Annotated in this window: 12 protein-coding genes and 1 pseudogene; 9 read left to right on the top strand and 4 right to left on the bottom strand. The window is 66.9% G+C overall.

Features of this window, described 5'->3' with window-relative positions:
* Positions 1-144 precede the first annotated feature (144 nt).
* Genes bcsB through BGRAMDRAFT_RS10015 form a run of 9 tightly spaced genes read left to right on the top strand, consistent with a single transcriptional unit; the run spans position 145 to position 15,584 of the window.
* Positions 145-2,556: a cellulose biosynthesis cyclic di-GMP-binding regulatory protein BcsB gene (bcsB, locus tag BGRAMDRAFT_RS10055; RefSeq protein WP_006048612.1), complete on the top strand. Its 2,412-nt coding sequence runs from the start codon at positions 145-147 to the stop codon at positions 2,554-2,556.
* Complete coding sequence (bcsZ, locus tag BGRAMDRAFT_RS10050) at positions 2,556-3,986, top strand: cellulose synthase complex periplasmic endoglucanase BcsZ (RefSeq protein WP_006048611.1); 1,431 nt, start codon at positions 2,556-2,558, stop codon at positions 3,984-3,986. Before bcsB ends, bcsZ begins: the two co-directional genes overlap by 1 nt.
* The gene (locus BGRAMDRAFT_RS10045) at positions 3,965-8,173 is read left to right on the top strand and encodes a cellulose synthase subunit BcsC-related outer membrane protein (RefSeq protein WP_006048610.1); all 4,209 of its coding nucleotides are present in this window, start codon (positions 3,965-3,967) and stop codon (positions 8,171-8,173) included. The genes bcsZ and BGRAMDRAFT_RS10045 overlap by 22 nt, the downstream gene beginning before the upstream one ends.
* Before the next feature lie 11 nt (positions 8,174-8,184).
* A complete protein-coding gene (gene bcsE / locus BGRAMDRAFT_RS10040) occupies positions 8,185-10,173 on the top strand; it encodes a cellulose biosynthesis protein BcsE (RefSeq protein ID WP_006048609.1) in 1,989 nt (662 codons plus the stop codon).
* The gene (locus BGRAMDRAFT_RS10035; protein ID WP_006048608.1) at positions 10,170-10,409 is read left to right on the top strand and encodes a hypothetical protein; all 240 of its coding nucleotides are present in this window, start codon (positions 10,170-10,172) and stop codon (positions 10,407-10,409) included. The genes bcsE and BGRAMDRAFT_RS10035 overlap by 4 nt, the downstream gene beginning before the upstream one ends.
* The gene (gene bcsQ / locus BGRAMDRAFT_RS10030) at positions 10,406-11,185 is read left to right on the top strand and encodes a cellulose biosynthesis protein BcsQ (protein ID WP_006048607.1); all 780 of its coding nucleotides are present in this window, start codon (positions 10,406-10,408) and stop codon (positions 11,183-11,185) included. The genes BGRAMDRAFT_RS10035 and bcsQ overlap by 4 nt, the downstream gene beginning before the upstream one ends.
* Before the next feature lies 1 nt (position 11,186).
* Positions 11,187-13,754: a UDP-forming cellulose synthase catalytic subunit gene (gene bcsA, locus BGRAMDRAFT_RS10025; protein WP_006048606.1), complete on the top strand. Its 2,568-nt coding sequence runs from the start codon at positions 11,187-11,189 to the stop codon at positions 13,752-13,754.
* A gap of 55 nt (positions 13,755-13,809) precedes the next feature.
* The gene (gene bcsG, locus BGRAMDRAFT_RS10020; RefSeq protein ID WP_006048605.1) at positions 13,810-15,372 is read left to right on the top strand and encodes a cellulose biosynthesis protein BcsG; all 1,563 of its coding nucleotides are present in this window, start codon (positions 13,810-13,812) and stop codon (positions 15,370-15,372) included.
* Positions 15,369-15,584: a hypothetical protein gene (locus tag BGRAMDRAFT_RS10015; RefSeq protein WP_006048604.1), complete on the top strand. Its 216-nt coding sequence runs from the start codon at positions 15,369-15,371 to the stop codon at positions 15,582-15,584. The genes bcsG and BGRAMDRAFT_RS10015 overlap by 4 nt, the downstream gene beginning before the upstream one ends.
* Before the next feature lie 85 nt (positions 15,585-15,669).
* Here the strand turns inward: BGRAMDRAFT_RS10015 and galE are convergent.
* The 4 genes and pseudogenes from galE to BGRAMDRAFT_RS09995 all read right to left on the bottom strand — a co-directional run bounded on the left by galE (position 15,670) and on the right by BGRAMDRAFT_RS09995 (position 20,040).
* A pseudogene (gene galE, locus BGRAMDRAFT_RS10010) lies at positions 15,670-16,693 on the bottom strand (UDP-glucose 4-epimerase GalE).
* A 12-nt stretch (positions 16,694-16,705) separates the two neighbouring features.
* A complete protein-coding gene (locus BGRAMDRAFT_RS10005) occupies positions 16,706-17,854 on the bottom strand; it encodes a glycosyltransferase family 4 protein (protein WP_006048601.1) in 1,149 nt (382 codons plus the stop codon).
* Between the two features lie 93 nt (positions 17,855-17,947).
* Complete coding sequence (locus BGRAMDRAFT_RS10000) at positions 17,948-18,781, bottom strand: glycosyltransferase (RefSeq protein WP_006048600.1); 834 nt, start codon at positions 18,779-18,781, stop codon at positions 17,948-17,950.
* Positions 18,778-20,040: an oligosaccharide flippase family protein gene (locus BGRAMDRAFT_RS09995; protein WP_044020762.1), complete on the bottom strand. Its 1,263-nt coding sequence runs from the start codon at positions 20,038-20,040 to the stop codon at positions 18,778-18,780. Before BGRAMDRAFT_RS09995 ends, BGRAMDRAFT_RS10000 begins: the two co-directional genes overlap by 4 nt.
* Between the last annotated feature and the right edge of the window lie 22 nt (positions 20,041-20,062).

The raw sequence follows: 20,062 nt of genomic DNA, 5'->3' as shown, positions 1-20,062 counted from the left end.
GTGACGTAAAGCAGTGTGACCTTACCTTCTGTTGTCTTATTATTGCCCCTTCCTTCTATCCCATCAGCATCCCGGCCAGGGAATTGGCTTTGCCACAGCATTGCCAGCAATTGTGCTGCGGGGGCGCGAGAGTCTGATCAGTTCATGAAGCCTGCTGTCTCGTTCTGTGTGTCACTGGTGGCCGGCGCATGCGCGCTCGCAGCGGCTATCTATCCGTCGATGTCGGTGGCCGCGCGTGCTGGCGAAACGCCGGCGCGCACAACGGTTGCGCCCGCAACCGACGCGTCCTCGGTTTCCGCTGCTGCGTCGGCTGCTTCCGCTGGAATCGCCGGCAAGCTCGCTGCCGCGCCGCTGGCATCTGCGTCTTCTGCCGCCGTGGGCGGATCGTCCGCCGCAACGAGCGCTGGCGCGCTGCGTTTGCCATTCTCCATGCTCGGCGCCTATCAGACGTTGGCGCTGCGCGGTCTCGACGACACCCGCACGGTCAACGTCGGCGTGCGGCTCGACCGTGTGGTGACGGCCGCGACGCTGCGCCTGCGCTACACGTATTCGCCGTCGCTCGTGTTTCCGATGTCGCACATCAAGGTGTCGGTGAACGGCGAGTCGGTCGCCACGGTGCCGCTGGAGCGCGAGCAGGCGGGGCAGGCCGTCACGCGCGACATCGTGCTCGACCCGCGTTTTTTCACCGATTACAACCAGCTCAACCTGAACCTGATCGCGCACTACACGCTCGATCATTGCGAAGACCCGCAAAACTCCGCGCTGTGGGCCGATATCAGCCCGACGAGCGAACTGATTCTGCAAACGTCGGCGGTCCGTCTGCCGAACGATCTGGCGCTGCTGCCCGCGCCGTTTTTCGACCGCCGCGACGTGTCGCGCCTGCGTTTGCCGTTCCTGTTGCCCGCCAATCCCGACAACGAGACGGTGCGCAGCGCCGGCGTCCTGGCGTCCTGGTTCGGCATGCTGGCCGATTACCGTCAGGCGCGCTTTCCGGTGGTGTCGGGGCTTCCCGCCGACAGCCACGGCGTCGTGGTCGGCGTCGCGTCTTCGTTGCCTGCGCAACTGAAGCTGCCCGCGCCCGCCGGCCCGACCTTGATGGTCGTCGACAACCCCGCCGCGCAGGACAAGAAGCTGCTCGTCGTCACGGGCCGCGACGCGGCCGAAGTCGAGCGCGCCGTCGATGCGCTCGTGCTCGGCCGTGCCGCGTTGTCCGGCCCGGCGACGACGGTCGCGCATATCGACATCGGCGAGCCGCGCAAGCCTTACGATGCGCCGCGCTGGGTGCCGGTCGACCGTCCCGTCACGTTCAAGGAACTCGTCGACGACCCGGCGCAGTTGCAGGTCAGCGGCAGCAATCCCGATGCGATCCGCGTGAATCTGCGCGTGCCCGCGGACCTGTTTTCGTGGAGCGGCACGGGCGTTCCGCTCGACCTGCATTACCGCTACACCGCGCCGACGGTGGTCAATAATTCCGCGCTGGCCGTCAACATCAACGATCAGCTCGTCAAGTCGCTGCGTCTGCCGAAAGCGAGCGCCGAGGACGGGCAAGGGCGCATGCAGTTGCCGGTGCTCTCCGACCAGCCGAGCCACTCGACCAACTCGATCGACATTCCGGCGTTTCGCGTCGGCAGTTCGAACCAGTTGCAATTGCGCTTTAACCTCGATTCGCAAAAGACCGGCCTGTGCCAGGGCGTCGCGGCGAATCCGGTGCAGGCCGCAGTCGACCCCGATTCGACGATCGACTTCTCGCATTTCGTCCACTACGCGCAGATGCCGAACCTTGCGTTCTTCGCCAACAGCGGCTTTCCGTTCACGCGCTATGCCGATCTTTCGCAGACGGCGGTGGTGATTCCGCCGCATGCCGGCGCCGAGGAACTCGAAGCATTCCTCACGATGATGGGCCACATGGGTCAATGGACCGGCTACCCGTCGTTGCGCGTGCAAGTGATTCGACCCGCGGCGGTTGCGTCGCTCGCGCAAACGAAGGACATGCTGTTCGTCGGCGGCTCGCCCGGCGTGCTTGCGCAAACGCCGTGGCAAGCGGCGCTGCCGCTCACGCTCGGCGCGCTGCAAGGCGCGGCCGGCGGCGCGGGCGGCTCAGGCGCACCGAGTGGCACCGTGCGCGCGTCGTTCTCGGTCAAGGAGCACTGGCGTAACGGCGCGCCCGTCGCCGGCGGCAGCGCACAGCTCGAGCAGGACGGCGCGCTCGCCGCGCTGTTCGGCTTCCAGCAGCCGGGCACCAAGGGGCGCAGCGTGGTCGTCATGCAGGCGACGAGCCCGGCGCATCTGACCGACATGCTCGATGTGTTCGAACGCGGCGACAGCGTGTCGCGGCTGCAAGGCGATCTCGCGCTGGTCCGCGACGGACAGATCGACAGCCTGCGCGTCGGCGACACTTATCTGGTCGGCTACGTGCCGTGGTACGCGCGCATCTGGAGCAGCGCGATCAGGCATCCGGTCGTGCTCGGCTTGCTGGGCGCGCTCGGCGGTCTGCTGCTGGCGATCGGCGCCTTTGTCGCACTCCAGGAGCTTGCGGCGCGTCGCCGGGGTCTCTGATGGTGAAGCGCACAGTTCAGGTTCGCGCGAACGGCGTGCAGTCGCCGTCTGTCGGCGTTGCGCGCGCGGCATGCGCACGCAACGCGCGTCGCGTCGCGTCGGGTGTGTGCGGCGCGGTGCTGGCGTGGCTTGCCGCGGGTGTGGCGCTGGCGCCGGCGAGTGTTGCGGCCGCGGCTTCGGCTGCTTCTTCGGCTGCTAATTCGGCCGCTTCTTCCGCTGCTGCTTCGGCTGGTACTTCGGCTACTTCTTCCGCTGCTACGTCGGCGACCGGCGCGACCGGCACCGCCGCATGTCCCGCCCAGGCTTTCCGCGCCTTCGACAATGCCGGCGGCGCGCAATCCACCGCACTCGCCGTTTCCGCCGATTGGCCCGCGTGGGAACAGTTCAGGCGCAAGTTCGTCTCACCGGACGGCCGCGTGATCGACGTCGGTTCCGACGACGACCGCACCGTCTCCGAAGGCCAATCGTACGGACTGTTCTTTGCGCTCGTCGCCAACGACCGTGCGTCGTTCGACCGTCTGTTGCACTGGACCGAGAACAATCTGGCCGCGGGCGATCTCACGGCCCATCTGCCCGCCTGGCTGTGGGGACGAGGGCCGGACGGCAAATGGGGCGTGCTCGACAGCAACGCGGCGTCCGACGCCGACTTGTGGATCGCCTATGCGCTGCTCGAAGCGGGGCGCGTCTGGAACGAGCGCAGCTACACGGCGCGCGGCGCGGCGCTTGCCAGGCGCGTGCTTGACGAGGAGACCGCGCGCGTGCCGACGCTCGGCCTCACGCTCTTGCCGGGGCCGACGGGTTTTCATCCCGAGGCCGATTTGTGGCGCGTCAATCCGAGCTACGCGCCGGTTCAGGTGCTGCGCGGCCTGGCTAGCGCGCTGCCTTCGGACAGGCGCTGGCAGGCGCTCGTCGATTCGTCGGCGCGCATGCTCGTCGACTCGGCGCCGCAGGGTTTTTCGCCCGACTGGTCGCTCTATCGCGCGGGCAAGGGCTTTTTGCCCGATCCAGCGACGCATGCCGAGAGCGCGTACAACGCGATTCGCGTCTACTTGTGGATCGGCATGCTCAACGGCAGCGATCCGTTGAAAAGCCGCCTGCTCAATCATTTCACGCCGTTCGCGCGCTATATCGCGGAACACGGAGCGCCGCCCGAGCGCATCGATACGACCGACGCGAAACCCGGAGCGAACGACGGCAACGCGGGCTTTTCGGCTGCGGCGATTCCGTTCCTGATCGCGCGCGGCGAGACGTCGATTGCCGACCGGCAGTCCGCGCGGGTCGACCAGCTCGATGCGCAGACCGCGCCCGGCTATTACACGAGCGTGCTGACGCTGTTCGGCCTCGGCTGGCGCGATGGCCGCTATCGCTTTGCGGCCGATGGGTCGCTCGACTTGCCCTGGAGTTCTGTTTGCCGTCCCGCGAAACGCTAACCGTCGCTGTTCGCGCGCGCTCGCGAATTGCGCGCGCGCTGTGGCTGGCCGGTCTCACGTGCGGCATGCCGCCGCTCGCGCATGCTGTTGCCGCGCAGGAGGCGGCAGCGCAGGCTTCCGGTTCCGCGTCGACGGCGCCGGCGGCGCCGGCCGAGCCGGCACAAGCACGCGCCGCGCGGTCAGCGGGCAAGGGCACGCGCAATGGCGGCGCGGCAGCGGCCAGCGCAAGCGCCGCAGCCAGCACGAGCGTCGCAGCCAGCATGAGTGCCGAGGTCAGCAAGAGCGGCGCAGCCCACGCTCGCGCCAGCGCCGATTCCAGCGCCCGCGCCGCAGCGCACGCCAGCGCCAGAGCCGTAGCCGTAGCCAGCGCCGCGGCCAGCGGTAACGCCGCAGCCAGCATCACCACCACCGCCACCCCGAGCACCGCAAACCCCACCCCCGCCGCCTCAGCCGCCGATTCCGCCAACATCTCCCGGCTGTACGCAACCGCGCGGCTGTGGAGCGCCAAGCGTCGCGACGACCTCGCCAAGCAGGCAATCGACAAAGCGTTGCTCATCGCTCCGCAATCGCCCGTCCTGCTCGCTGAACTGGTGAGCATCAATTTGCGCCTCGGACAGGCGCAGGCCGCCCAGGCCGCGTTGACGAAGCTGCACCGCGCGGCGCCCGGCAGCAAACTCGCGCAACAGTCGGACGACGAATTCCGCGTGGCCACGAGCGGCCGCGGCGAGCTCGCCACGATCCGCCTGCTCGCGCGCAGCGGTCAGTCCGAAGAAGCCGCGCGGCGCCTCGAGGCGCTGTTCCCGCACGGCGCGCCGTCCGGGCCGCTCGGTGCGGAGTACTACAGCATCGTCGCCGGCACGCCGGACGGCCGGGTGCGTGCGGTCGCCGCGCTGCGCGCGCGGCTCGCCGCCGATCCCGCCGACGCGCAAGCCGCGATGGCGCTCGCCGGCCTGCTCAATCGCAGCAGCGACACGCGGCCCGAGGCCGAGCGCATCGCCCGTTCGCTCGCTACCCGCAACGATGTGGACCACGGCGCGGCGATGGACCTGTGGCATCGCGTGTTGCAGTCCGCGGGGCCCGACCCGGCCTATGTGCAGGGCTTGAGCGCCTACGTCGCGCTCGCGCCGGACGACACAGAGTTCCACGACCGCCTCGCCGTGGTCAAAGACAAAGTCGACGCCCAACGCCGGCTCGAAAGCAATCCCGATTACATCGCGCAGAAGCGCGGCCTCGCGCTGCTCTCGCGCAACGATCTGGCCGCCGCCGATCCGCTGCTGACACGCGCCGCGCAGGCGCGATCCGATGACGCCGAGGCGGTCGGCGGCCTCGGCCTGCTGCGCATGCGCGAGGGCCGCCAGGACGAGGCGCAAAAGCTCTTTCAGCGCGCCGCGCAACTCGCGCCCGACAATCGCGCGAAGTGGACGGGCCTAGCCCGCACCGCGCAGTTCTGGGCCACGCTCACCCGCGCGCGGCAAGCCGCGGCGGCCGGCCGGCCGGGCGAAGCCGCGCGGTTGGCGCGCGAGGCGCTCGCCATGAACGTATCGAATACCGACGCCAAGCTGGTGCTCGCCGACTCGCTGCTTGCGCAAAAAGATTGGGCGAACGCCGAGCCCTTGCTGAAGGAATTGCTGAGCGCCCGCGATCCGAGCCTCGCGACGGTGCGCAGCACCGCGACGCTGTTCGACAACACCGGCCGCGACGAACGCATCGGGCCGCTGCTGGATGCCGTGCAAAACCGCTTCCGCGCGCCGGCGGATCGCGCGGAGCTGGCGCAGATTCGCGCGGACAATCTGGTGGCGCAGGCCGAGCGGCTGTCGCAGCAGGGTCTGCGCGCGCAGGCAATCGACCGTTACGAAGCGGCGCTGCGCGCAGCACCGGATTCGCCATGGCCGCGTTTCGCGCTCGCTCGCATCTATCGCGATCTCGGCCTGCCGCAACTCGGCCGCACGGTGATGGACGAAGGGCTCAAGGCTTCCGACTCGCCGGAAATGCATTACGCCGCCGCGCTCTACCGGAATTCCACGGACGACCTGGCCGGCGCGCGCGCGTTGCTCGCGAGCGTGCCGGCCGCGAATCAGACCGATGCGATGCGCGCGTTCAGCCGCAATCTGGATGCGCAGCAGGCGCTCGTCACGGCGCGCGCCGCGTATGCCGCGGGCGACGCGCAGGCGGGCAAAGCCGCGCTCGATCAAGCCGCGGCGCTCGGCGCGGACGACGCGAACCTGACCGCGTCGGTGGGCTCGCTCGAAATCGACATGGGCGAGCCGGATCGCGGTCTCGCGCGCCTCGCCGACTGGATGAAGGCGCACCCGCAACAGACCGACGACGACGTCAGGCTGCGCTACGGCGATCTGCTCGGCTCCGCGCATCGCGACGACGAACTCGACGCGTGGCTGCGCGATCTGCGCAACGACGCCGCGTTGACCGCGGCACAGCGCGCGCGGCTGCAGGACCAGTCGGTGCGGCTTGCGCTGCGCCGGACGGACGCCGCGATCGACGCCGGCGACTACCGGCGCGCGGCGGCGGTTCTCGCGGCCGTCGACGAAGAAGGCCAGCGCGATCCGCGCTACACGCTCGAGGTCGCCGATCTGCAGCGCGCGCAGGGCCAATTCGCCGGCGCCCGCGCGACGCTCGACAAGCTGCTCGCCGAGCATCCCGACGATCCCGATGCGCAGCTTGCGTTGGCCCGCGTGCTTCAGGAAAGCGGCAAGCGTCGCGAGGCGCTCGATCTCGTGCACGGCGTTGTCGAGCAAAGCGCGCCCGACGACATCGATACGCGGCTCTCGGCGGCGCGCCGGCTGGCCGCGTTGCGTCGGCCGTATGAAGCACAGACGCTGACCGACGAACTGGCGAGCGCGTTTCCCGACCGTTACGACGTGACTGCGCAGCGGGGGCGCATCAGCGAGGACCTCGGCCGCTACGACGACGCGGCGGCGCTGTATCGCAAGTCCGAGGTGCAGGAGCGCAGCGCCGGCGTGAGCCCCGGCCCGAACGGCACGCCTGCGCAAGTGGCGTTGAGCGATCTCGAGCAGCGCCGCGATCCGTCGATTGAAGCAGCGTGGTATCCGGCCTACAAGTCCGGCGACGAGGGCATCTCGAACTATCACGCGCAGCAGGTGCCGGTCTATGCGCAGTTGCCGGTCGGTTACGACGGACATGTGTTCGCGCATGTCGACGTCGTCAATCTCGATGCTGGCACGCTGAGCAGCTCCGACTCGAGTCTGCTCGACACGCTCGGTACGCACGCGGCGCTGACGGACAGCAGCACTGCCGCGGTGGCGAGCTTCCATCAGCATGCGACCGGTGCGGGCGGCGGCATCGGCTACCGGTCGGACAATCTGCGGTTCGATCTCGGCACGACGCCGATCGGCTTCCCCGTGCATTACCTCGTGGGCGGCGTGCGCTACCGCATGGCCGGCGACGACAGCAGCTTCACCGTCAATCTGTCGCGGCGGCCGCAAACCAGCAGTGAACTGTCGTACGCGGGCCTGCGCGATCCGTGGACGGGCGCGGTCTGGGGCGGCGTGCGCCGCGACGGGCTGGATGTGCATTCTTCCGTCGACGTCGGCCGCGTGAACCTGTTCGCCGACGTCGGCGCCGGGATGTTCACCGGCCGCAATGTCGCTTCCAATACCGGCGTCACGCTGCGCACGGGAGCGACCGTGCCGGTCTTCGAGCGCGCCGACATGAAGGTCAGCACCGGCGTAGTCGGCAATGCATGGCACTATGCGAACAATCTGCGGTTCTACACTTTCGGCCAGGGCGGCTACTACAGCCCGCAGCGCTATCTGTCGCTCGGTTTCCCGGTCGAATGGCAGGGCCGCCGCGGCGCGTGGCGCTGGGATCTGACGGCGACGGTCGGCGTGTCGAACTCGTATGAGCGCAGTTCGCCGTTTTATCCGAACGGTCTGCCGGCGTCGGCGGCGCTGAACCCGGCGGCGCTGAGCAACAGCAACAACGTGTATGGGGCCAGCTCGACGCGCGGCGTGTCGTTCCTTTACGGCCTGACCGGCGTCGTCGAACACCGTTTCAGTCCGCATCTGGTGGCCGGGCTGCTGTTCGACATCGACCGCTCGCACGATTACGCACCGAGCTCCGCGATGGTCTATGTGCGCTACAACCTGGATGCTCGCAAGCCGGATACGAGCCTGTCGCCGACGCCGACGCGTCTGTATTCGAGCTATTGAGGAGGCACGGCATGCGACCCGCAACGTCAGATCCACGACATTCCGGCCAACGGCCGGGCAACGCGGCTTCGTCGGTGTCGACGCTGCGCGCGCTCGGCGCCGGCTTCAGGCGCCTGGTTGCGCCGAGCAAGGCGCCCGACCGGCTCGCGCTCGACGGCCTGCCCGAAAGCTGGGCGACACTGGCGCCCGGCAGCGTGTACCTCGTGTACGGCATCGCGGGCACCCCGGCAGCCGACGCGCTGCTGTTCGAAAGCGCCCGCGACTGCGCCGCGCGCTCCGTCACGCTTGTGCTGTCCGCCACACGCGGCGCGCCGCTCGCGCGCTTGCACGCGAAAGGCGGCGGCGATCTGCCGGCGCGCCTGAACGTCGTGACGCTAAGACCGCGCGAGTCCGCGAGCGACGCCGCTGTGGGCAGCGCGCAGACGGATGCCGCGGCACGGCCGCTGGCGCGTCTCTACGGCGCGTTGCGCGCGCTCAAGCCGTTTGGCTTCAGGCGAGGCAGCGTTTTCTTCGTCGAAGGCGCGGAGCATTGGTTTAGTTGGGACCGTCCCGACGATCTCGCCTACGAAGGCCGCGTGCTCGCCGACTGGTGCGAGACGCGCAACATCACGCTCGTGCTGCTGGCCGGGCGCGCGGCGGCGTCCACGAACGATCTGCCGCTCGATTCCGAAGCGATCGAAGAGCAGCTCGAACAGGAGGCGCGCGATCCCGAGCGCGACGCGTTCCACACCAGTTGCCAGGGCGTCGCGCGATTGCAGCCGACTCACGGCGAACTGTTGTGGCATGTCGATTTCTGGCGCAGCCGCGCGGCGCTCGCCGCGGGCGAAGTGCGTGCGTTGCGCTTCACGAACGCCGGCCGCCTGATGGTCGCGCCCGAGGAAACCGAAGCCTGCCGCCGTGCCGACGCACGCATCGCACGTGACGAAATGCGCGTGATCGCGACGCGCAAAGCCGTCGGCGATGAACCGTGGGTGCCTGCCGAGTGGGAGATCGTCGACGGTTTGCAGGCGGCGCTCAAGGCGAGCCTTGGCGCGCGCGCGGCGAGCGTCGTGCTCGACTACAGCGGCGGCGATCAGCTCGAGACGCTGTGCGAGACCATCCACACGCTGCGCCGGACGTGCGGGCGCGCGCTAAAGATCGTGCTGGTCGAACGCGGCCAGGTGCTGCGTCATCAGTTCGAGTTGCTCGTGCTGAATCTCGGCGCGAACCTCGTGATCGGACGCGACGTGCCGTTTTCGCGGATGCAGTCGCTGATGCAGTCGTTAAGAGGGCAGCTCAACGCGCGCCCGGTCGCCGCCGATTACCGCGCCGCGCTCGCCGCTGCGCTGAGCGATGCCGTCTGCGGCTATTTGCCCGTGGCGCGCTTCACCGATCATGTGAGCAATGTGCTCGGGCGTGGCTTGTCGTTGAACCTGCCGCATGTGCTGGTCAAGCTGCTGCTGAAGCCGGAAGTCGCGCATGCGGACGCGCTGCGGCAGTGTCGGCCGGTGCGCAATGGCGATGTATTCACCGCCGACGGCGCGTATCTCTATGTGTTCCTGTTCGCTTGCCGGCTGGCTGATGCGCAGGGATCGCTGGCGCGCATTTTTCAGGTGCCGGTCGAGTCGCTCGCGCAAAGCAGGCAACTGATCGCCGGCGAGCAGTTGTTGCCGGAGATCGAGCGGCTGCGCATCGAGGAGCGCCGCGTGCCGAATGTCGACTTTAGCGATCTGTTTGGTGCTGTGGCTGTTGCTGTTGCGCAGGATGCATCGCAACGCCCGGTGGAAACCCCGACAGAAAGCCGGCAAGAAACCGCGGCAGAAGCCACGACACCGGGCGTGACTGAACACATCGCGCAAGCCCCGTCCGCCAGCGCCGTCAACTCACACAGCCTGCCTTCCGACGAAGCCAACCACGCGCCGCAACCCGACGCCGCCACGGAACACGCCGCCGCGCAACTCCCACGTCGCCGCCGCGCCGAGCCGGCCGCCATGCCACTGCGCAAGCAGGAGGCCTTATGACATTGTTTTTCCTCACCTGCTTCGGCATCGGCATGATCGGCGGGATTCCGCTGTGGATCGTCTGGCAGCACTTTCGCCGACGTTCCGGCATGCGCGCCACGCGCCGCTTCGATCCGCGGCATGAAGTTCCGTTCGATGCCGCCGCGCTCGTGCTGAAGGGCCGTCTCGTGCCGCAAGCCGTCGCCGCGCCGGCCGCTGAAGAAGAACGCGCGTCTGGAGCGTCGTCCGCCTCATGAAAACCATCGCGATTCTTTCCACGGCGGGCGGCGCCGGACGAACCACGCTAACCGCGGCGCTCGCGGTGCTGCTCGCGCGCCGCGGCCGCCCCGTCGTCGCCGTCGATTTCGATCCGCAAAACCTGCTTGGTCCGCACCTCGGGCTCGACGAGTTGCCCGCCGACGGAATCGGCGCGGCCATCGCGAGCGGCGCGCCCTGGCACGCGCATACATGGCGCAATGACGACGGCGTGCTGTTTGTCCCGCACGGCGACGTGCCGCTTTCCAGCCTCGTGTCGATCAGCCAACTGCTCGCCGACGAACCCGCGTGGCTCGCGACCTCGCTCGCGGGCATCGACCTGCCCGCGCAAGGCGTCGTGCTGATCGACACGCCGCGTTATCCGTCGGTGCAGGCGGCGCAGGCGCTCTACTGCGCCGATCTGATCGTCTGCGTGACACCGCCCGAGCCCGGTCCGCTCGCGACGCTCGCACGCCATCTGCCGCAATTGCGGGCGGCGCGTAACGAGTCGCTCTTTGTGCTGAACCGCCTGAATCCGGCGCGCGAGATGCAGCGCGACGCGCTCTCCATGCTGTCCGCCGCGCTCGGTCCCGGCGCCGCGCCGGTCATCCGTCTGCATGCCGACGCCGCGCTGCCCGAAGCATTCGCGCGCGGTTCATGGCTTTTCGACGATGCGCCGTATTCGCAGACCTCGCACGACCTGCAAGGACTCGCAAGCGCGGTCGACGAATGGCTCGCGCCGCTCGCCGAGCCATCGCGGGCTTCGGAGCCTCGTTGACATGACGACGCCACAGCCAAACCGGTCCTTCGGCGACGCCCGTCCTGCGGCGCGGCCGTTGCGCTTGCGTGCGGGCGACTGGCTCGCGCGCCGTCTCGGCGTGAGCGGCGGCGGCCGGCTCGAATGGTGGGTGCGGCTCTTTTTCCGGCCGCCCGCCGAGGGCCGGCGCGATCTGCCGTTGTGGCTCGCGCGCGTGTCGGTGGCGTTCCTCGCGGCTCGCTTCGATGTCGTGCGTCCCGCGCCGTTGCGCGCCTGGCTGTGGCGCGTGTTCGTGCGGCCGCGGCCGCTGCGGCTCTCCATTGCCCCGAAGATCGGGCGCGGCCTGGTCTGGCTCGGACGCTATGGCGTGCTGCCCATCTACCGCTTATGGCGCGGCGCAGTCGGCGCGCTCGACCGCCAACTGGCGAGACTGCCGTGGCAGCGCTGGGGCACTTCGCTGGAAGCGGGCGCGACGCGCGCGGGCCGCATCCGCTGGCTGATGTTGATGCTGGCGGCGCTCGGCGCCGTGCTGTGGGCGCTGGTCGGCACATCGCCGCTGGCCGGCGTGAACCAGTACGTGTTTTTCGGCCTGACCATCGCGCTCGCTTTGCTGATCCGCCGTCTGCCGGGCCGTCTTCCGGTGCTGCTGCTCGCGTCGTTGTCGTTGCTCGCGATGCTGCGCTACGTCTGGTGGCGCGCGACGCAGACGCTCGACTTTCACGGCCCGAGCGAAGCGATCGTCGGTTACGCGTTGTTCGGTGCCGAGGCGTACACGTGGCTCGTGCTGCTGCTCGGTTTCGTGCAGACGGCCTGGCCGCTCGAACGGAAAGTGTCGCCGCTGCCCGACGACCGTTCGCGCTGGCCCAGCGTCGACGTCTACATTCCGACTTATAACGAGCCGCTCGCGGTCGTGAAGCCGACCATTCTCGCGGCGCAGGGTATCGACTGGCCCGAAGACCGCCTGCACATCTATCTGCTCGACGACGGCAAGCGTCCCGAGTTCGAAGCATTCGCGCGCGAGGCGGGCATTCGCTATCTGACGCGCACCGACAATCTGCATGCGAAGGCGGGCAATATCAACCGTGCGCTTGCGAAGACGAGCGGCGACTACATCGCCATTTTCGATTGCGACCACGTGCCGAGCCGGTCGTTTCTGCAAACGACGATGGGCACCTTCCTGCGCGATCCGCTGTGCGCGATGGTGCAAACGCCGCATCACTTCTTTTCGCCCGATCCGTTCGAACGCAACCTCAATACGTTCCGCCGCGTGCCGAACGAAGGCGAGCTGTTTTACGGGCTCGTGCAGTCGGGCAACGATCTGTGGAACGCGACGTTCTTCTGCGGCTCGTGCGCCGTCATCAAGCGTGCGCCGCTGGAAGAAGTGGGTGGCGTCGCCGTCGAGACCGTCACCGAAGATGCGCATACGGCGCTCAAGCTGCATCGGCGCGGCTATACGACAGCGTATCTGCCATACGTGCAGGCCGCGGGTCTCGCCACCGAAAGCCTCGCCGGCCATATCAAGCAGCGCACCCGTTGGGCTCGCGGCATGGCGCAGATTTTCCGCATCGACAATCCGTTTTTCGGGCGCGGCCTGAACCTGTTCCAGCGCATCTGCTACGGCAACGCGATGCTGCACTTCTTCTATGGCGTGCCGCGTCTCATCTTCCTGACGATGCCGATGGCGTTCCTGTTCTTCGGCATGTACGTGATCAACGCATCGGCGACGACGATCGCCGGATTCGTGTTGCCGTACATCATGTTGTCGAGCATCGCGAACTCGCGGCTGCAAGGCCGCTATCGACGCTCGTTCTGGGCGGAAGTCTACGAATCGGTGCTCGCGTGGTACATCGCGGTGCCGACCACGCTCGCGTTCTTCAGCCCGAAGCACGGCAAGTTCAACGTGACGGACAAGGGCGGCCGCATGGACGAGGGCTATCTCGACTGGTCCGTGTCGAAGCCCTACATCGTGCTGCTGGTGCTGAACGTGGTGGCGATGCTCGCGGGCGTGTACCGCATCGTGTTCGGTGTCGGCGAGGAGTTCGCCACTGTACTCATGAACGTGTTCTGGACCGCCTACAACCTCGTGATGCTCGGCGCGGCCGTGAGCGTCGCGCGTGAGGCGAAGCAGATTCGCGGCAGCCACCGCGTGCCGATGAGCATGCCGGCCACGCTCTTGCTCAGCGACGGCACCACGGTCGCGTGCATGACGAGCGACTACTCGACGGGCGGCCTCGGGCTTCACGTCGCGCCCGGCCTGCCGCTCGCTGAAGGCGACTGGCTGCAGGTGTGCGTGAGCCGCGGCGACCGGCAGTTTGCCTTTCCGGTCCACGTGGTGCGGGCGGCCGGCCAGCATCTCGGCGTGCAGTTCGACGAGTTGACGCTCGAGCAGGAACGCCAGCTCGTGCAATGCACGTTCGGCCGCGCGGACGCATGGATCGCCGCCGCCGACGAAGCGCGCACCGAGGAAGATGCGCCGTTGCGCGGGCTCGCCGAAGTGGTGCTGATGGGCGCCGAAGGTTATTCGCGCCTGCTGCAAGGCCTGTCGCAGAAACTGCGCGCGGTGTTTGCGCTGGACGAAAGCCGCTATTGAAGCATTGAGCTATTGAACCGCCGGCGCGAGGCGCCGGAATCTGAGGTTGGATCGAATGAGTGTCTGGAACCTGTATTTCCTGCTGAAGCTGTATCTGTTCAGCACAGGCCATCTGCATCCGCTGTGGCTCGCGAACATCGCTTTCGCGCTGGCGCTCGCCGCGACGGGCGCATTGCGCAACCGTCTGCTGCGCGTGTTGCGCGCGGTGATCGCGCTGGCCGTCGGCATCGTACTGATGTATCACGAAGCCGCGATTCCGCCGTTCGCGCGGCTCGTGGAGGAGTTCGGCAATCTCGAGTCGTTCAGCTTCGGTTACTGGATGGAGCTCGCGCAACGCTTCGTTCCGCCCGCGGCTTTGTTCGCCGCCTGCTGCGCGATAGTCGCGTATGTGGTGGTGAACCGCTGGTTGCGCGTGACGAGCTTCGTCATCATCGCGCTCGTGGCATTGCCGGTCTGGCAGGCGAGCACCAATGCGCTCGCCACGATTCAGGCGGCCGCCACGCTGCGCACGGGTGCAAAGGATGGCGGCGTCGCGCAGCCCGGCGCGCCGCTTGACCATACGGCGGCGCTGGCCGCGTTCCGTGCCGGCGAATCGCAACGTCAGGTGAGCATGGCCCATCTCACGAGCGATCCGAACCAGCAGTTCGACGTGATCGTGCTGCACGTGTGCTCGCTTTCATGGGATGACCTCGATGTATCGAAGGCGCGCAACAACCCGATGTTGAGCCACTTCGACTATCTGTTCACGAACTTCAGCACCGCGGCAAGTTATAGCGGCCCGGCGGCGATCCGCGTGTTGCGCGCAAGCTGCGGGCAGGAGGCGCATGCCGACCTGTACAAGCCCGCGGCGCAGCAGTGCTATCTGTTCTCGCAACTGGCGCAGGCCGGCTTCGCGCCGCAGACCATCCTGAATCACGACGGACACTTCGACAACTTCCTGCAGATCATCAAGGACAACGTCGGCGTGCCGAATGTGCCGATGATCTCGAGCGCCGACGTGCCGGTTGCGATGCATGCGTTCGACGGCTCCGCGATTCACGACGACTACGGCGTGCTCGCGAAGTGGTTCGCGCAACGGCAGCAGACGGCAGGGCCGGTCGCGCTGTACTACAACACGATCAGCCTGCACGACGGCAACCAGTTGCCGGGCGTGAGACAGACCAGCATCGAGTCGTATCCGGCGCGAGTCAACAAGCTGATGAACGACTTCGACCGGCTCGCCGATCTGATCGCCGCGTCGGGCCGGCGTGCGGTGATCGTGTTCGTGCCTGAGCATGGCGCTGCGCTGCGCGGCGACGCCAACCAGGTGGCGGGCCTGCGCGAGATTCCGACGCCGCGGATCGTGCACGGACCGGTCGGCGTGCGGCTCGTCAATCTTCCTGGCAGCCACGGGCCGACCACGGTCATCGACCAGCCCACGAGCTTTCTGGCGGTGTCGCAACTGCTGTCGAATCTGGTGTCGAACAGTCCGTTCAAGCCGGGCGTGACGCTGTCGCAGTACGCAGCCGATCTGCCGAAAACGGAGATGGTCGGCGAAAACGAAGGCACCGTCACGATGAAGACGGCAACCGGTTACGTGGTGAAAACGCCGGACGGCGTGTGGGTGGACGAGAAGTGAACAAGCCTGAATTGCAATCGGCGCAAGAGCCGAAGCAGGAGCCGAAGCAGCGCAGGTGGTCGGTCAACGACATTGCCGGCCTCGCGCGATCGCTGCCCGAGATCGATCCGTCGAAATACGTCGACGAGCAGGCCGAGCATGCATATGCGCATGCGCTGGTGAAGTGGCCGGTGATGGCGCGATTGATGGGGCTCGTGAAAGAGCCGCGGTAAGAGCCGCGCTAAAACAGGCGCTAAAAGAAGCGCGCCGGTCGAGCCGGCGCGCGCAATTACCTCGGTAAGCGAAGCAATTCAAGCATCAATTAAAGCCGTTCGGATTCGCGGACTGCCACCGCCAATGGTCCGCACACATTCTTTCGATACCGAACTCCGCACGCCAGCCGAGCACCTCCAGCGCCGCGCGCGGATCGGCAAAGCACGACGCCACGTCGCCCGGACGGCGCGCGACGATTTCATACGGCACGGGCCGGCCCGACGCCTTTTCGAATGCCTTCACGACGTCGATCACGCTATAGCCCTGGCCAGTCCCGAGATTGACCACGAAGCTCGCGTCGCGCTTCACGAGTGCATCCAGCGCGGCCAGGTGCCCGCGCGCCAGATCGACCACGTGAATGTAATCGCGCACGCCCGTGCCGTCCGGCGTTTCATAATCGCCGCCGAACACGCGCAGCTTGCCGAGCTTGCCGACCGCGACCTGCGCGACATAAGGCATCAGGGTTATTCGGAATGCCTGCGGGATCTTCGCCGATCAGGCCGCTCTCGTGCGCGCCGACCGGATTGAAATAGCGCAGCGTGGCGACGCGCCACGACGGGTCCGCGACCTGCAGATCGCGGAGCACCTGTTCGGCGATCAGCTTCGACTGGCCATACGGATTGGTGGCCGACAGCGGAAACGATTCGTCGATGGGCGAGCTTTTCGGCACGCCGTACACCGTGGCCGACGAACTGAACACGAACTGCTTCACGTTGCGATCGCGCATCACGCCGAGCAGCGCGAGCAGGCTGCCGACGTTGTTGCTGTAGTACTCGACAGGCTTCGCGACCGATTCGCCCACCGCTTTCAGCGCCGCAAAGTGAATCGCGCCGGTGATCGGATGCGCGTCGAAAATCCGGTTGAGTGCGGCTTCGTCGCGTGCGTCGGCTTCATGAAACGCGACCGTGCGGCCGGTGATCTGTTCGACACGCCGCAGCGATTCGCGCTTGCTGTTCACGAGATTGTCGATTACCACGACGTCGTAGCCACCGTTCAGCAGTTCGACGCAGGTATGCGAGCCGATGAAGCCCGCGCCGCCTGTTACCAGAATCGTGCCCTTCGTGGTCATGCTGTTGCTCCGTTAAAGTAAAACGCCCGTCATTTTTTGCACCAGGTCTTTATACGTTTCGACGACGACGCGTTCGTCGAATTCCTGCGCGACTTTCTGCCGGCCGCGTTCCGCCATCGCGCGGCGCTCTGCGCCGCTCATGTCGAGCATCTGCGCGAGCGCGTCCGCGAGGCTGTCCGCGTTGCGCGCTTCGCAAAGCAATCCGTTGACGCCGTGCGCGACCACTTCGCGGCAGCCGGGCACGTCGGTCGCGACAATCGGCCGTCCCATCGCCGACGCTTCCATCAGCGTGCGCGGCACGCCTTCGCGATACGAAGGCAAAACGACGCAATCCGCATCGGCGATAAAGGGCCGCACGTCGTGCGCCTCGCCGCGATACTCGACGATGCCTTCGCGTTCCCACGCCGCGACTTCGTCGCGCGTGATCGCACTCGGATTGTCGACGCCGACCGGCCCGAGCAACTGGAAGCGCGCATGCGGATAGCGTTCGCGCACACGCCGCGCCGCTTCGACGTATTCGCCCACGCCCTTGTCCCACAACAAACGGCCGATCAGCACGAACCTGAATTCCGCGCGCTCGGGCAAGGGCGTGAAGCCGAATTGTTCGAGGTCGACGCCTTCGCCATGCAGAAGCCGCGCGCGTTCAGGATGCACCAACAAATTCTGTTCGACAAACGCTGTCTGATCGTCGCGATTCAAAAACCATATTTCGCGCGGAAAACGGAACGCAAAACGATACAGTTTTTTGGCGACCTGCGCGGCGCGGCTCCGCTGGATGAACACATAGCCGAGACCCGTTGTGACCGCAACCGATTGCACGCCCGCGAGCTTCGCCGCAATCGAGCCGTAAATATTCGGCTTGATCGTGTAGTGAAACACGACGTGCGGGCGAATTGCGCAGTAACGGCGGTAGAGCGACCACAGCGTGCGCAGATCGTCGCGCGGATTGGTGCCTTTCGACGCGACCGGCAATTCGATGCAGCGGCAACCCATTGCGGTGAGCAGTTCGAAGGTGCGGTCGCGCGGCGCGAGCACCGTCACGTCGACGCCGCGTCCCACCAGCATGCGGATCAGGCCTTGCCGATACGTATAGATTGCCCAGGCGGTGTTACACACGAGTGTAATGCGCAACGCGGGCGTCGACTTCAGGGCTGGCTTCATGCGGGAACGAACTCGGCGGTGAGTGAAAAGACAAGCTGTGAGAACAGGCGGACGACGATAACCAAACTGCGCAAAACCGCGCGAGGCCGCGGCTCAATGGCTCGCGCGCGCAGCCAGAAGGCCGCGTTTGACCCGCTGCAACGCGCGGTAAGGCGTCACGAGATGCAGCAGATTTTTGCCGAGGCCCAACCAGTCGTACGGATTCGCGACGTTGAAGTAGCGCAGTTGCAGCCGCAGCGTCGACAGCACCTGGCGGCGCCGCCTGGTCGCGCTGATGCCGCCTTCGTTCAGCTCGTAGTACAGGCCCAGCTCCGGCAGATTCGCGCAGTCGTAGCGCTCCATCAGGCGTACGAACAGATCGAGATCCTCGGCCGAGCGATACATCGCGCGATAGTTGCCGACGGCGCGCACCGCGTCGATTCGCAGCATCATCGAAGGATGCGCGAGGCATGAGCGGAAAAAGCGCAGGCGGCGGATGTCCGCCGGGTCGCTCGGCGGCGTCAGCATGAAGAGCGGCTCGCCCGCGCGCGTGACGACCTGCGTCCACATGCCGAGGCCGGCGACGTGCGGATGCGCTTCCATGAACGCGCGCTGCTTCGCAAGACGCTGCGGCACGCTGCGGTCGCCCGCGTCGATGCGCGCCGCGTAACGATAGCCGCGCTGCGCGAGCGCGTCGATGCCGGCTTCCAGTGCGCGCTCGATGCCGCCGTTCACCGGCATGCGCAGCACTTCAATGTGCATGTTGGCAAGCTCGGGCGCGACGATGGGCGGCGTGCTGCCGTCATCGACGATCAGAACGTGCACCAGCGGACGTTCATCGAACGACGCGAGCGTCAGATCGACGTCGGCCTGGCCGTTATAGGCGGGCATCAGCACCGCGACGTCGTCGAGGCAGTGCGGCGGCGTGTCGGTGGCGGGAAGCGTCATGGGCGCAATTTGAAACGAATGTAATAAAGATTAACTGCCGCCGCCGCCAGATAGCCGCACGCGAGTCCGGCCAACGCGCCATAGGCGCCGAGCCGTGGAATCGCCAGCAGATTGACGACGAACGCCACGGCAAGCGCGAGCAGCCATTTGAACAGCAACACGAACTTCGCCTGATACTTCAGCACGACGAGATTGCCGATCGCCTCGATGCCCGCGGGCACGGAAAGCCACACGGCCCAGCGGAAAATCTCGATGGCGCCTTCGAAGCCCGGCCCGAACACGCGGCGAATGATAAAGCCCGCGAGCAGGTCGAGCACGAGCGCGCCGCCGATCATCAACGCGGCGGTCATCGCGGTGAGGCGCCAGATGTTCCGGCGCAATTGCGCGGCCTGCTGCACACGGTAGACGAATGCGGGGGCGATAGTCTGTGCGAGCATTAACGCAAGCGTGATCCAGTTTTCGTTCAGTTGCTGCGCGGCCGAATAACGCCCAAGATCGGCGAATGAAACGGCGCGTTCGAGCATGAGCCGGTCCAGTTTCAGGAACAGGTACATACAGATCAGGCCGAGCCAGAACACGGTGCCCGCGCTCGCAAAATGCCTGAACAGCGAGCGGTCGAAGTGCCAGCCCAGCTTGCCGCCATGACGTCGAATGTAATAGACGACCAGCACGCCGCCGATGGCCGCCGATTCGAGCGCCCACAGCCAGCCGAAGCGCGAGGGCTCGGCAGCCGCGCGCACGAGCAGATAGACGAAGCCCGCCTTGATGACCGCGGTGCTCATGCTCGTGAGCAACTGCGGCTTGCTGTACGTCATGCTTTGCAGCCACGCATTGATCACGCCGACGAACGGTTCGCGAAACAGCATCGTGACGGCAAGGCCCGCGAGCATGGCGCCGACGAGCGGATCGAAGAGGCCGAGTGCAATGGCGAGCCACGTGAGCAGCAACGCCGCGACCGAAACGGCAAAGCGCAGCGTGAAGGCGCTGCCGAGCACCGTGCCGAGTTGCGCGGGCGGCCGCGCGACGATGGTGGGCACCAGAATCTCCGCGCCGCATACCCATGTGATTGGCGAGAGCACCAGCAGCAGCGTGTTCGCGTATTGCCATTTGCCGAACGTATCGGGTCCGAAGTAACGCGCGAGGATGCCGCTGATCGCAATCGCCACGCCGATTTGCGTGAGCCGTTCGAGCCCGAGCCAGACGATATTCGTGAACGCGCGCGTGACGTCCGGATTGGCGAAGCGTTTGAGCGTCAGCATCCGGCAGGCGCCCGCCAATGCA

Source organism: Paraburkholderia graminis C4D1M (genome assembly GCF_000172415.1).
In the GTDB taxonomy this organism is placed as follows: Bacteria; Pseudomonadota; Gammaproteobacteria; order Burkholderiales; family Burkholderiaceae; genus Paraburkholderia; species Paraburkholderia graminis.
Note: the sequence above shows the minus strand (reverse complement) of the source record. Positions and strands in the feature narration are given on the sequence as shown.

What these genes read in the sequence shown, in the direction of transcription:
- bcsB (WP_006048612.1), top strand. Translation starts at nt 145, where the DNA reads ATGAAGCCTGCTGTCTCGTTCTGTGTGTCACTGGTGGCCGGCGCATGC.
- bcsZ (WP_006048611.1), top strand. Translation starts at nt 2,556, where the DNA reads ATGGTGAAGCGCACAGTTCAGGTTCGCGCGAACGGCGTGCAGTCGCCG.
- bcsE (WP_006048609.1), top strand. Translation starts at nt 8,185, where the DNA reads ATGCGACCCGCAACGTCAGATCCACGACATTCCGGCCAACGGCCGGGC.
- BGRAMDRAFT_RS10035 (WP_006048608.1), top strand. Translation starts at nt 10,170, where the DNA reads ATGACATTGTTTTTCCTCACCTGCTTCGGCATCGGCATGATCGGCGGG.
- bcsQ (WP_006048607.1), top strand. Translation starts at nt 10,406, where the DNA reads ATGAAAACCATCGCGATTCTTTCCACGGCGGGCGGCGCCGGACGAACC.
- bcsA (WP_006048606.1), top strand. Translation starts at nt 11,187, where the DNA reads ATGACGACGCCACAGCCAAACCGGTCCTTCGGCGACGCCCGTCCTGCG.
- bcsG (WP_006048605.1), top strand. Translation starts at nt 13,810, where the DNA reads ATGAGTGTCTGGAACCTGTATTTCCTGCTGAAGCTGTATCTGTTCAGC.
- BGRAMDRAFT_RS10005 (WP_006048601.1), bottom strand. Translation starts at nt 17,854, where the DNA reads ATGAAGCCAGCCCTGAAGTCGACGCCCGCGTTGCGCATTACACTCGTG.
- BGRAMDRAFT_RS10000 (WP_006048600.1), bottom strand. Translation starts at nt 18,781, where the DNA reads ATGACGCTTCCCGCCACCGACACGCCGCCGCACTGCCTCGACGACGTC.
- BGRAMDRAFT_RS09995 (WP_044020762.1), bottom strand. Translation starts at nt 20,040, where the DNA reads ATGCTGACGCTCAAACGCTTCGCCAATCCGGACGTCACGCGCGCGTTC.